Source organism: Streptomyces sp. CC224B (genome assembly GCF_030010595.1).
In the GTDB taxonomy this organism is placed as follows: Bacteria; Actinomycetota; Actinomycetes; order Streptomycetales; family Streptomycetaceae; genus Streptomyces; species Streptomyces longispororuber.
Genome location: NZ_JASCXL010000059.1, coordinates 49,346 through 61,520, shown reverse-complemented (window position 1 = coordinate 61,520; position 12,175 = coordinate 49,346). Strand labels below are relative to the sequence as shown.

The window sequence follows — 12,175 nt, the reverse complement described above, 5'->3', positions numbered from 1 at the left end:
CCCCCGTGGGGGGGCCCCCCCCGGCGGGGCCCGGGGGGGGGGCCCCCCCCCGGGCCGGCCGCCCCGCCGCCCTCGGGGCCGGGGGGCACGGCTCAGCCGACGGAGCTGTAGGCCACCACCCCGCGCAGGAGCTGGTCGACGGCCTTGCGGGCGTTCCTGCCGACCGTGCTGCCCTCGCCGGCGGCGGCCGCGGAGATCTGCCCGAGCACGTCGATGACCTGCTTGCACCAGCGCACGAAGTCGCCGGCGGGCATCTCCGCCTCGCGCAGCACCTCGTCGAGCCCCTTGCCGCTCGCCCACATGTAGGCCGCCCAGGCGAAGCCGAGGTCGGGCTCGCGCTGGCCGACGCCCTCGGTCTGACTGATCCGGAACTCCTCCTCCAGCGCGTCGAGGCGGCCCCAGATGCGGACCATCTCGCCGAGCGCGGCCTTGGCGTTGCCGGAGGGCAGCTTCGGCGCGAGCGCGTCGTCGCCGACGCGGGCCTCGTACACCAGCGCCGAGACGCACGCGGCCAGTTCGGCCGGGCCGAGGCCCTCCCACACCCGCGCGCGCAGGCACTCGCTGGCGAGCAGGTCCAGCTCGCCGTAGAGCCGGGCGAGGCGCTTGCCGTGCTCGGTGACCTCGTCGCCGCGGAGGTAGTCCAGCTCGGTGAGCAGGGCGACGATGCGGTCGAAGGTGCGCGCGACGGTGTTGGTGCGGCCCTCGATGCGGCGCTCGAGCTGCTGGGTGTCCCGCTTGAGGCGGTGGTACCGCTCGGCCCAGCGGGCGTGGTCCTCGCGCTCGTCGCAGCCGTGGCAGGGGTGGGCGCGCAGCTCCGCGCGGAGCCGGGCGATCTCGCGGTCGTCGGCGGCGGCCGAGCGGCCCTTGCGGTGCCGGTCGGGCACGATGTGCCCGGCCTTGGTGCGCAGCGCGGAGGCCAGGTCGCGGCGCGACTGCGGCGAACGCGCGTTGAACGACTTGGGGATGCGCATCCGCTCCACCGGCTCGACCGGTACCGGGAAGTCCATCGACGCGAGCCGCTTGACCTGCCGCTCGGCGGTGAGCACCAGGGGGCGCGGGCCGTCCTGGTGGTCGAAGCCCCGGTGGCCGTTGGCCCGCCCGGCGGGCAGCCCCGGGTCGAGCACCAGCGCGAGCCCGGCGTACTTCCCGGTCGGCACGTGGATCACGTCGCCCGGCTTGAGCTTCTCCAGGGAGGCCGCGGCGGCCGCCCTGCGCTGCACGACGCCCTGCTTGGCCAGCTCGGTCTCACGGTCCTTGAGCTGCCTGCGCAGCCGGGCGTACTCCTCGAAGTCACCGAGGTGGCAGGTCATCGAGGCGCGGTAGCCCTCCAGGCCCTCCTCGTTGCGCTGCACCTGGCGCGAGATGCCGACGACCGAGCGGTCCGCCTGGAACTGCGCGAAGGACGTCTCCAGGAGCTCGCGCGAGCGGTGGCGGCCGAACTGCCCGACCAGGTTCACCGCCATGTTGTACGACGGCTTGAAGCTGGAGCGCAGCGGGTACGTCCGGGTGCCGGCGAGGCCCGCGAGGTGCTCGGGGCTCATGGCGCGCTGCCAGAGCACCACGGCGTGGCCCTCGACGTCGATGCCGCGGCGCCCGGCACGGCCGGTGAGCTGGGTGTACTCGCCCGGGGTGATGTCGGCGTGCTGCTCGCCGTTCCACTTCACGAGCTTTTCCAGGACCACGCTGCGGGCGGGCATGTTGATGCCGAGGGCGAGGGTCTCGGTCGCGAACACCGCCTTGACCAGGCCGCGCACGAACAGCTCCTCCACCACCTCCTTGAAGGTGGGCAGCATGCCCGCGTGGTGGGCCGCGATGCCGCGCTCCAGGCCCTCCAGCCACTCGTAGTAGCCGAGGACGTGCAGGTCCTCGTTCGGAATGGAGGCGGTGCGCTCCTCGACGAGCTCGCGGACCGCCAGACGTGCGGCGTCGTCGTTCAGCCGCAGGCCCGCGTACAGGCACTGCTGGACGGCGGCCTCGCAGCCGGCGCGGCTGAAGATGAACGTGATCGCGGGCAGCAGCCCCTCGGCGTCGAGCCGCTCGATGACCTCGGGGCGCGAGGGTGTCCAGATCCGCGACCGCTGGCGCCGCTCGCGCTCGCGGTCGGCCTCGCGGATCATCTTGCCCTTGCGGCGCTCACGCGGGTTGTACGCCCGGCTGGCCTCCATGCGGGCCATCCGCGTCAGGTCGGGGTTGACCGCCTTGCGGCGGCCCTCGCCCTCCTCGAAGAGGTCGTACATCCGGCGGCCCGCGAGGACGTGCTGGAACAGCGGCACGGGGCGGTGCTCGGAGACGATCACCTCGGTGTCGCCGCGGACCGTGTCCAGCCAGTCGCCGAACTCCTCGGCGTTCGACACCGTGGCCGAGAGGGAGACCAGCGTGACCGACTCCGGGAGGTGGATGATCACTTCCTCCCAGACGGCGCCGCGGAAGCGGTCGGAGAGGTAGTGCACCTCGTCCATGACCACGTAGCCGAGGCCGAGCAGCGACTGGGAGCCCGCGTACAGCATGTTCCGCAGGACCTCGGTGGTCATGACGACCACCGGCGCGTCGGAGTTGACGCTGTTGTCGCCGGTCAGCAGGCCGACCTGGTCCGCGCCGTAGCGTTTGGACAGGTCGGCGTACTTCTGGTTGGAGAGCGCCTTGATCGGCGTGGTGTAGAAGCACTTCTTGCCCTGCTGGAGGGCGAGGTGGACGGCGAACTCGCCGACGATCGTCTTGCCGGAGCCCGTGGGCGCGGCGACCAGCACGCCCTTGCCCTCCTCGAGTGACCGGCAGGCCTCGATCTGGAAGGGGTCGAGGCCGAATTCGTACATCTCGCGGAAGGACGCGAGCGCGGTGGCCTGCTCGGCAGCACGCCGCCGTGCTGCCGCGTATCGCTCGGCCGGTGAGAGGTCCTCTGTCATCGTGCTTTCGAGCCTACCGGCCGCCACTGACATCGGACGATCATTATCGGGACCTGCGCAAACACGGGAGGTCCGGCGCTCCGGCCAGGGGCCCTGGCCAGGGGCTCGGCGGCCCGGCCAGGGCGCGCCCCGTCGCCCGCGTCAGGGGCCGAGGACCCGGACAGCACCCGGTACGCACCGCGCCACCAGCGGCAGCGCGCCGAGCCGCTCCCCGTCCGCGTACCCCGTCACGTCCTCCGCCGCCAGCTCGACCGTGGCGGCGCGGTACACGGTGACCTTGGGGTGGTCCAGGTGCGTGCCCTTGTAGACGCGGGGGAACACCTTCAGGAGCGTGGCACGGCCGCAGTCCCCGACGACCGTGACGTCGAAGAGGCCGTCGGTCAGGTCCGCCCCGGCGCAGATCCGCATGCCGCCGCCGTACGACGGTCCGTTGCCGACCGCGACCAGCGTGGCCTCCAGCTCGCGCACCCGCCCGTCGTCCAGCCGGAGCCGGTACGGGATGGGCCGGAGGGCGGCCAGCTCGGCGATCATCGCCAGGTCGTACTTCAGGCGGCCCGCGGGGCGGCGCATGCGGTTGCCGCGGTCGTTCACCCGGGAGTCGAAGCCGGAGGCGAGCACGGTGCCGAACCAGGTGGCACCCACCCGGCCGAGGTCGACGTCCCGTACGCGGGCGCCCTTGAGGGCGTCGGCGACCAGGGCCGCCGCGGCGGCGGGCGCGCGCACGGGCAGGCCGAGGGCGCGCGCGAAGTCGTTGCCGGTGCCCACGGCGATCACACCGAGGGGCGTACGGGTCCCGGCGACGGCCTGGAGGGCGAGGCTCACCAGCCCGTCGCCGCCGACGGCTATGAGCGCCCCGGTGCCGCCGCCGACGGCGGCGCGGGCCCGGCGCAGCGCGTCCCCGGCGTCCTCGCCGATGACGGTGCGCACCGCGAACCCGGCCGCGCGCAGGGCCGCGGCGGCGGGCTGCGCCGCGTGCGCGCCCCGGCCCCGGCCCGCGGTGGGATTGACGAAGAGGGTGATCTCGCTGGTCACGGGGCGGACCCTACAAGGCGGCCGGGCGGGGCAACCCGAAGGGGCCGGCCGCGTTGGGCGTCCGGCCCCTTCCGGTAGCCGGTGACGGGTGCGGCCGCGGGCCGGCTCCCCGGGTGCGGGGCCTCGCCGCGGCCGGTGCCGCACGGGTCAGGTGACGTCGTCGTAGCCGTTGTACTTGGCGGAGCGCGAGCCGTCGCCGTTGACCTGCTCCGGCAGGGACTTCGCGGCGGGCACGGGCTCGATGCCCACGACCGGCTCGGGGGTCAGGTCCAGCTCGGAGGCCTCGTCGTCGTCGAGGTCGGCGTCCGGGTCGTTCCTGCGGCGCCGCTTGTCGTTCAGGACGGAGAAACCGACGGCCAGGAAGTACAGGACGACGATGGGACCGGCGAGCGCGATCATGCCGACCGGGTCGGTCGTCGGGGTGGCCACCGCGCCGAAGACGAACACGCCCATCACGACGCCGCGCCACCAGCCCAGCATGCGCCGGCCGCTGACCATGCCGGTCATGTTGAGCATCACGAGCAGCAGGGGCAGTTCGAAGGAGACACCGAAGACCAGGACCATCCGGACGCTGAAGTCCAGGATCTTGTCCATGGGCAGGATGTTCTCCGACCCGTCCGGGGTGATGCTGAGCAGCACGCGCATGCTGATCGGCATGATCTCGTAGGCCAGCCAGGCGCCGCCCACGAACAGCGGCACCGCGGCGCCCACGAAGGCGTAGGTGTACTTGCGCTCGTGCTTGTGCAGCCCGGGCGCGACGAAGGCCCAGAGCTGGTAGAGCCAGACCGGGCTGGCCACGACGACGCCCACCATGAGGGACACCTTCACCGTGGTGGTGAAGGGCGAGAGCAGGTCCATGTACGAGACCGTCGCGCAGACGCCGCCCGTGCGGTCCTCCCCCTTCGCGCAGCGCGGCACGGGGTCGGCGAGGAACTCCATGAGCTCCTCGCTGTAGAACGCCGCGACGATCGACACGACGACGATCGCCAGCATTCCCTTCGCGAGCCGGTTGCGGAGCTCACGCAGATGGTCCGCGAGCGGCATCCGCCCCTCGGGGTCCCTCTCCTTCTTGCGGGCAGACTTGAGCAACCCACGTCCTCATCTCGTGCGGCAGGCCGGCTGTCGGAGCCGGCCTTGGGTCAGCGCTTCGTCGTGTGGTCGGTCGGCTCGGCGACCGGACGGGAGCTGCTCACGTCGCCGGGGGCGGCCTGGATGGTGCGCGGGGGCACGACCTTGTCCGCGGGCGGGTCGGCCGGGGCGGCCTCGTCCTGCTTGCCGTCCGACTTCATGGCCTTGGCCTCGCTCTTGAGGATGCGCGCCGACTTGCCGAGGGACCGGGCCATGTCCGGGAGCTTCTTCGCACCGAAGAGCAGGACCAGGATGACGAGAATCAGAATGATCTCGGTGGGGCCGAGCCTACCCATAGCTGTCTACCTTCTTCACCGAGGCGTCGATTTCGGGACCGGCTGTCGGACAGTCATCCGACCGCCGGGCTTGCCAGCGATCGTAACCCCCTGGAGTAAACGCGGGGCAATCCCCGTGCATACTCCCAGTTGCGGCCCGCGCCTCACATTTCGGGCCACTTCAGAGCGTACCCGGCGAAGGCCGCGGGCCCGTGGCCGCACCCCCGCGGCCGTCCGGCGTCAGCCCGCCTCGCGGCCCGCCCGGGCCACGTCGGCGGCCGCCCGCTCCAGGTCCTCGGCGGCGCGGTTGATCCGCTGTGTGGTCTCGGTCACTTGGCGTCCGAGCCGCTGGGCCTCCACGAAGACCTTGATCGCGAACACACCCAGTACGGCGAGACCGCAGAATCCCACGGCCACCGCCAGCATCGCCCAGAACATGCGTCGAGCCTAGACGGTCGAGTGCAGCCGCAGGGTGCGTACCCCGCCCCCGGTGAGGAGTTCGACGATGCGCTCCCCGGCGGGCTTGCGCACGGCGGTGCCGCACTCCGGGCAGGTGAAGGAGTAGAAGGTCGTACGGCGGCTGGCACCGATGGCCAACCGCAGCGCGCCGGCGGCGAGTTCGAAGCGCGCGCGGCAGTCGGGGCAGGCGGCCTTGAAGAGGACCGCGGCCACCGGGCGGGGCGTAAGGGGCATCAGTGACATCCTGTGCAACTCTCCTCGGCTGTGTTCTCCGCGCTCCGTACGCGGCACGGGGCGGTGCCGCCCCGTGCCGCCGCGGTACCGCCGCGGGGCGGTGCGGCCGCGTCCCGGCCGCTGCGGCTCCGTCCCGGCCCATGGCAGCTCCGTCCCGCGTCGCGTTCCGGCCCGGTGCGGCTCCGCCCGACGTCGCGTTCCGGCTCCGTCCCGCGTCGCGTCCCTGCCCGGTGCGGGCCGGGCCCCGTTGGGTTCCGGTCTGTGGCAGCCCGGTTCCTGGCTGGGTTCCGACCCCGGCCCGCGTGGGTTCGTGACCCGCTGCGGGCCGGTCCCGGGCTGGGTTCCGGACTGAGGCAGCCAAGCTGGGTTCCGGTCCGCCGCGGCCCCCGTCCCACGTCCCGCCTCGCCGTCGCGCCTCGGCACACGGTCGCACCTCCCGCCGCGCCACCGCTTCGGCGCACGGTCGCGCCCCGGCGCACAGCTCCGGCCGGGCACGCGGTGGTGCACGGCAGGGGGGTCGCACCGGACACCGGGGGCGCGCCCCACCGGGAGCTGGTCCGATGACCGAGGGTCACGCCGGGGCAGGGGCTGGGGCGACTCCGCGCCGTCTCGCCCGGGCAGGGAGTGCACCGACGCCCGCCCACGAGCCGGACCGCAGGACGCCGCCCACGACCGGGCGGTGCGGGTGGCGCGGGTGACACAGGCGGCGCGGGTGGTGCGGCGGTCCCCCGCGTGCCATGGCCGCGTCGGACGGCGCAGCGCCCCGGGAGCGTGGCCCGGGTGGTGCGCCGGGTGCCGGTCGCGGGGCCTTCGCCGCGCGCTCCCGGCACCGCCGCGTCCCGCGCCCTCACGCCCCGCGCCCACCCGGCGCGCCGGGGCCGGGCGCGTCCGCGGGCAGTTCGTCGTACGCCGCAAGGGCCTCCCGGGCGGCCTGGCGGGCGCTGTCCGCGAGGTCCTGCGGGGAGACGATGCGGCCGTCACCGCCGAGGCGCAGGGCCAGGCGGCGCAAGGACGCAGGCTCCGGGGTGCGCAGGGTGATGCGCAGACCGCCGTCGGGCAGTTCCTCCGCGCTGTCGTGCGGGTAGTACTCGGCGACCCAGCGGCCCCCGGGCCCGACCTCCACGACCACCTCGGGGTCCTCGGCGGCGGGCTGCACCAGCCCCTCGGACAGGTCGCGCAGTTCGATCTCGGGCGGCGCGGACGGCTCGTCAAGGACCTTGATCTCGGCGACCCGGTCGAGCCGAAAGGTGCGCCGCGCCTCGGAGCGGCGGCACCAGGCCTCCACGTACGTGTGGCCCACGCTCACCAGCCGGATCGGGTCGATCTCCCGCTCGGACAGCTCGTCGCGCGCGGGCGAGTAATAGCGGATCCACAGCCTCCGCCGCTCCGAGATGGCCCGGTCGACGTCGGCGAAGACCCCGCCCTCGGACTCGAAGGTCACCGAGAGCCGCGAGCTGGCCCCGGCCGCCTCACCGGCCGCCGCCTCCAGCTTCGCGGTGGCGCGCAGCAGCGCGAGCCGGTCGCTCTCCCGCAGGCCCGGCAGCGTGGCCACCGCGCGCGCCGCCACCAGCAGCGCCGTGGCCTCGTCGGCGGCGAGCCGCAGGGGCTCCGCCGCGTCCGCGCCGAGCGCGTCGGGGTTGTGCCACCAGATGCGGTCGCCGTCCGTGTCGATGTCCAGCAGGTCGCCGCCGCGGAAACTCGTCCCGCACAGCGGCAGCACGTCGAGGTCGGAGATCAGCTCGTCCTCGGTGATACCGAAGGCCCGCGCGACGTCCGCGACGCGCGCCCCCGGGCGCTCGCGCAGATACGTCACCAGGGACAGCATCCGCCGGGTCTGGTCGATGGCGTTCGTGGCCATGGTCGTCCTCCCCCTCAGCCCTTGGCCACGGCGCGCAGCCGGTCCACGACGTCGGCCCGCAGCTCCGCGGGCTCCAGCACCACCACGTCCGGCCCGAACTCCACCAGCCAGGCGTCGAGCCCGTGTCCGTACGGGATCTCCAGCTCGTCCCAGCCGCCGTCCAGCTCCCGGGCGCCGACGGCCCGCGCGCGCAGCGGGTAGCCCGCGCCCTTGCGCAGCCGGATCAGCGCGGTGCGGTCCGCCCGCTCCCCCGCCCAGCTCGCCACGGTCTCGCGGACGGTCACGACGTCCGGCACCTCGGCCTTGAACGTGCCGGCCCGCGAGCGGACCCTGCCGGTGATGCGGGAGAGCCGGAAGACGCGCTCGGCCTCGCGGTCGCGGTCCCAGCCCGCCAGGTACCAGTGGCCGCGCCAGCACTCCAGCGCCCACGGCTCGACGTGGCGCTGCTCGGGCCGGGCCGCGGTGGCCTTGCGGTAGTCGAACACCACGGGCCTGCGGTCGCGGCAGGCCAGCATCAGCGGCTCGAACGCGGCCTCGTGCACGGGGATGCGCGGCTCCAGCGCGCCGTGCGAGCCGTACGGGTCGACGTCCTCGGGCAGGCCCGCGGCCCGCAGCTTGTGCAGGGCGCCGCTCGCGGCGGCGGCGAGCCGGGCCTGCTGCCACACCTTCGCGGCGAGGCCGAGCGCGGCGGCCTCCTCCGCGTCGAGCGTGATGGGCGGCAGCCGGTTGCTGTCCCGGCGGGCGAGATAACCCGTCTCGCCGTCCAGGTTCTCCACCGTCTCGATGACGAGGCCCAGCTCGCGCAGATCGTCCTTGTCCCGCTCGAACATGCGGTTGAAGGACTCCTCGGACGCCGACGCCGGAGCCGCGCCCCCAGGAGAACCCTGCCCCGGCCCGAAGGCCACACCTCTGCCCGGCCCGAAGGCCGCACCTCTGCCCGGCCCGAAGGCCTCGACGTAGGCCTCGATCGACTCCCGCAGCTCACGCTTGCTCAGCGGACGTCTGGTCCCGAGCAGACACAGCGCCAGACTCATCAGCCGCTCGGCCTTGGCAATGGCCATCGACGCCCTTTCTCGGCCCAGCTCGCCCGTGTGTGGTCACCGGCGCCCGCTCACCAGTACTTCCGACCGATGACCGTACCGCTACGGCGTGTCGTGGCAAAAGCCGAGGGTGCGCCGGGTGGTCACCGGGGCTCCGCCCACGCGGCGGAGGAAGACGAGAGGACCCGCGCCACACCAGGCACGGGCCCTCTGCTCGCCCGGCCGGCCGGACACTCACCGGAGTGCCGGCGGCCGGGCGCTCGGCGGCACGCCGAACGTCAGACGCTCACCAGGTCGCAGACGAAGATCAGCGTCTCGCCCGGGGCGATCCGGCCGCCGCCGGCGCCACGGTCGCCGTACGCCAGGTGCGCCGGGATGGTCAGCTTGCGGCGGCCGCCGACCTTCATGCCCTGCACGCCCTGGTCCCAGCCGGCGATGACCTGGCCGGCGCCGAGCTGGAACTCCAGCGGCTTGCCGCGGTTCCAGGAGGCGTCGAACTCCTCGCCGGAGGAGAAGGACACGCCCACGTAGTGCACCTGGACGGTGTCGCCCGCCTTGGCCACCGGGCCGTCGCCCTCCCAGATGTCGTCGATCTGCAGCTCCGTGGGGGCCGGGCCCTCGGGGAAGTCGATCTCGGGCTTGTCGATGTTCACGTCACTAGCTCCTGCTCATGTGCGATAGGGCAACCGGGACAGTCTGCCATCCGCGGGTGTCACATCTTCGCGAGGATGTCCACGGAGAAGACCAGCGTGGAGTCCTTCTTGATGGTGCTGCCCTGCGGCGGCTTGTCCGCGTACCCGTCCTTCGGCGGGACGACGACCAGGACGCGGCTGCCGACCTTCTTGCCGACCAGGCCCTGCCGCCAGCCCGGGATGACCTGGGCGAGCTGGAACTGCGCGAGCTGACCGCTCTTGTAGGAGGAGTCGAACTCCTTGCCGTCGGCCCACAGCACGCCCTTGTACTGGCACAGGAGCGTGTCGCTCTCCTTGACCTCGTCGCCGTCGCCCTCGATGACGTAGCTCGCGACGACCTTCTTGGGGGCGGCGGACTTCGGCACGTCGAGGGAGGGGGCCTTGCCGTCGGTGTTCGTCCCGACCTTCGGCAGGTCCTTGTTGTCCTGGGCGACGTCCTTGCCCTTGGCGGAGCTGTTCTTGCCGTACGTGCCCACGATGTCGACGACGAACACCAGGGTGTCCGTGCCCTTGATGCCCCCCTGCTTGTTGCCCTCCTTGCCGTAGCCCAGCTCCGGCGGGATGGCGAGCTCGACGCGGCTGTCGACCTTCTTGCCGACCAGGCCCTGGTCCCAGCCGGGGATGACCCGGCCGACGCCGATCGGGAAGATCGTGGGGGCCTTGCGGTCGTAGGAGTTGTCGAAGACCTTCGCGGTGTCCCAGATCTGCCCGAGGTAGTGGGCCTGGAGGTAGTCGCCCTTGGCCACCTCGGCGCCCTTGCCCGCGATGAGCGTCTTCACCGCGAGGTCGGAGGAGGGCTTGCCGGAGCCCTTGGCGACGGTCGGCTTCTGACCGAACTTCGTGCCCTTGGTGATCTCGGGCAGGGGTCCGTCGACGATCTTGCCCTTCGGGGGCGTGGAGTTCGTCGGGGTGCTGCTGTCCTTGGACTTGGCCTTGTCGGACTTGTCGTCACCACATCCGGCCAGGGTCAGCAGGCCGGCCGGAACGGCCAGGAGGAGTGAGCGTCGGCGCACGGTGGGGGCCTCGTATCGATCGATCTTGTCAGTTGGCGTGCGCGCAACTCTACGCAGTGAGAAGGGCGCCGTACGAGGAACGTACGGCGCCCCGCGTTGCGTTCCCGCCACGCACTGACGTCCCACCCGTCCCGCACCACCGGTCGACAACGGCCGGCGGGCGGTCCGATCCGCTCACATTCCGGCGATGAGCTTCTCCACCCGGTCGTCCACGGAACGGAACGGGTCCTTGCACAACACCGTGCGCTGCGCCTGGTCGTTGAGCTTCAGGTGCACCCAGTCCACCGTGAAGTCCCGGCGCTGCTCCTGGGCCCGGCGGATGAAGTCGCCGCGCAGCCGCGCCCGCGTGGTCTGCGGCGGCACCGACTTGCCCTCGAAGATCTTCAGATCGTTGCAGATCCGGGCCGCCTGGCCCTTCTTCTCCAGGAGGTAGTACAGGCCCCGGCGGCGGTGGATGTCGTGGTACGCGAGGTCTATCTGGGCGACCCGCGGGTGCGACATCGTCATGTTGTTCTTCGCGCGGTACCGCTCGATGAGCTTGTACTTCATGACCCAGTCGATCTCGGTGGCGATGCGGTCCAGGTCCTCGCTCTCGATCGACTCCAGCGCCCGGCCCCACAGCTCCAGGACGCGCTCGACCGTGCCCGTGCGGATGCCCCGGCGGTCGACGAAGTCCACCGCCTTCTCGTAGTACTCCCGCTGGACCTCAAGGGCCGAGGCCTCCCGGCCGCTGGCCAGGCGGACCTTGCGGCGGCCCGTCGTGTCGTGGCTGACCTCGCGGATCGCCCGGATCGGGTTCTCCAGCGTCAGGTCGCGCATCACCGTGCCCGCCTCGATCATGCGCAGCACCAGATCGGTCGCGCCGACCTTCAGGAGCATCGTCGTCTCGGACATGTTCGAGTCACCGACGATCACGTGCAGCCTGCGGTACCGCTCGGCGTCCGCGTGCGGCTCGTCACGCGTATTGATGATCGGCCGCGAGCGTGTCGTCGCCGACGACACACCCTCCCAGATGTGCTCCGCCCGCTGGCTCACGCAGTACACGGCGCCGCGCGGCGTCTGGAGCACCTTGCCCGCGCCGCACAGCAGTTGCCGCGTGACGAGGAACGGAATCAGGATGTCCGCGAGCCGCGAGAACTCCCCGTGGCGCGCCACGAGATAGTTCTCATGACAACCATAGGAGTTTCCCGCCGAGTCGGTGTTGTTCTTGAACAGATAGACGTCGCCCGCGATTCCCTCCTCGTGCAGGCGGCGCTCGGCGTCGACGAGCAGGCCTTCCAGAATGCGCTCGCCCGACTTGTCGTGGGTGACCAGCTCGGTCACGTTGTCGCACTCGGGTGTGGCGTATTCCGGGTGCGAACCCACGTCGAGATACAGACGGGCGCCGTTCCGCAGAAAGACGTTGCTGCTGCGGCCCCATGACACAACACGGCGGAAGAGGTAGCGCGCCACTTCGTCAGGCGACAGACGGCGCTGTCCCCTGAACGTGCACGTGACACCGTACTCGTTCTCCAGCCCGAAAATGCGGCGGTCCATGCCTG

Annotated in this window: 11 protein-coding genes; all 11 read right to left on the bottom strand. The window is 72.5% G+C overall.

The window, feature by feature from the left end:
• Nucleotides 1–92: 92 nt before the first annotated feature.
• Nucleotides 93–2,903, bottom strand: a complete 2,811-nt coding sequence (locus QK440_RS23330; RefSeq protein WP_282795130.1) for a DEAD/DEAH box helicase — start codon at nt 2,901–2,903, stop codon at nt 93–95.
• 141 nt (nt 2,904–3,044) lie between these two features.
• The gene (locus QK440_RS23325) at nt 3,045–3,935 is read right to left on the bottom strand and encodes a diacylglycerol kinase (protein ID WP_282795129.1); all 891 of its coding nucleotides are present in this window, start codon (nt 3,933–3,935) and stop codon (nt 3,045–3,047) included.
• A gap of 147 nt (nt 3,936–4,082) precedes the next feature.
• Nucleotides 4,083–4,979 carry a twin-arginine translocase subunit TatC gene (gene tatC / locus QK440_RS23320; protein WP_282795134.1) on the bottom strand — a complete coding sequence of 299 codons (897 nt, stop codon included), beginning with the start codon at nt 4,977–4,979 and terminating at the stop codon, nt 4,083–4,085.
• Between the two features lie 95 nt (nt 4,980–5,074).
• The gene (tatA, locus tag QK440_RS23315; protein WP_282795128.1) at nt 5,075–5,359 is read right to left on the bottom strand and encodes a Sec-independent protein translocase subunit TatA; all 285 of its coding nucleotides are present in this window, start codon (nt 5,357–5,359) and stop codon (nt 5,075–5,077) included.
• 219 nt (nt 5,360–5,578) lie between these two features.
• The gene (locus tag QK440_RS23310; RefSeq protein WP_282795127.1) at nt 5,579–5,776 is read right to left on the bottom strand and encodes a hypothetical protein; all 198 of its coding nucleotides are present in this window, start codon (nt 5,774–5,776) and stop codon (nt 5,579–5,581) included.
• Between the two features lie 9 nt (nt 5,777–5,785).
• Nucleotides 5,786–6,031, bottom strand: coding sequence for a phage terminase large subunit family protein (locus QK440_RS23305; protein ID WP_229926158.1), 246 nt, complete (start codon nt 6,029–6,031; stop codon nt 5,786–5,788).
• A gap of 847 nt (nt 6,032–6,878) precedes the next feature.
• Nucleotides 6,879–7,889, bottom strand: a complete 1,011-nt coding sequence (locus tag QK440_RS23300) for a WYL domain-containing protein (RefSeq protein ID WP_282795126.1) — start codon at nt 7,887–7,889, stop codon at nt 6,879–6,881.
• Nucleotides 7,890–7,903: 14 nt separating this feature from the next.
• Nucleotides 7,904–8,950 (bottom strand): WYL domain-containing protein, encoded by a 1,047-nt coding sequence (locus QK440_RS23295; RefSeq protein WP_282795125.1) that lies wholly within the window; start codon nt 8,948–8,950, stop codon nt 7,904–7,906.
• 257 nt (nt 8,951–9,207) lie between these two features.
• The gene (locus tag QK440_RS23290; protein ID WP_282795124.1) at nt 9,208–9,582 is read right to left on the bottom strand and encodes an FKBP-type peptidyl-prolyl cis-trans isomerase; all 375 of its coding nucleotides are present in this window, start codon (nt 9,580–9,582) and stop codon (nt 9,208–9,210) included.
• Between the two features lie 59 nt (nt 9,583–9,641).
• Nucleotides 9,642–10,634 (bottom strand): FKBP-type peptidyl-prolyl cis-trans isomerase, encoded by a 993-nt coding sequence (locus QK440_RS23285; RefSeq protein ID WP_282795123.1) that lies wholly within the window; start codon nt 10,632–10,634, stop codon nt 9,642–9,644.
• Between the two features lie 174 nt (nt 10,635–10,808).
• Nucleotides 10,809–12,170, bottom strand: coding sequence for a Pup--protein ligase (gene pafA / locus QK440_RS23280; RefSeq protein WP_282795122.1), 1,362 nt, complete (start codon nt 12,168–12,170; stop codon nt 10,809–10,811).
• Nucleotides 12,171–12,175 lie beyond the last annotated feature (5 nt).

Excerpts from the sequence above, each read along its gene's own strand:
- tatA (WP_282795128.1), bottom strand. The coding sequence starts at position 5,359 with ATGGGTAGGCTCGGCCCCACCGAGATCATTCTGATTCTCGTCATCCTG.
- QK440_RS23300 (WP_282795126.1), bottom strand. The coding sequence starts at position 7,889 with ATGGCCACGAACGCCATCGACCAGACCCGGCGGATGCTGTCCCTGGTG.
- QK440_RS23330 (WP_282795130.1), bottom strand. The coding sequence starts at position 2,903 with ATGACAGAGGACCTCTCACCGGCCGAGCGATACGCGGCAGCACGGCGG.
- tatC (WP_282795134.1), bottom strand. The coding sequence starts at position 4,979 with ATGCCGCTCGCGGACCATCTGCGTGAGCTCCGCAACCGGCTCGCGAAG.
- QK440_RS23305 (WP_229926158.1), bottom strand. The coding sequence starts at position 6,031 with ATGCCCCTTACGCCCCGCCCGGTGGCCGCGGTCCTCTTCAAGGCCGCC.
- QK440_RS23310 (WP_282795127.1), bottom strand. The coding sequence starts at position 5,776 with ATGTTCTGGGCGATGCTGGCGGTGGCCGTGGGATTCTGCGGTCTCGCC.
- QK440_RS23295 (WP_282795125.1), bottom strand. The coding sequence starts at position 8,950 with ATGGCCATTGCCAAGGCCGAGCGGCTGATGAGTCTGGCGCTGTGTCTG.
- pafA (WP_282795122.1), bottom strand. The coding sequence starts at position 12,170 with ATGGACCGCCGCATTTTCGGGCTGGAGAACGAGTACGGTGTCACGTGC.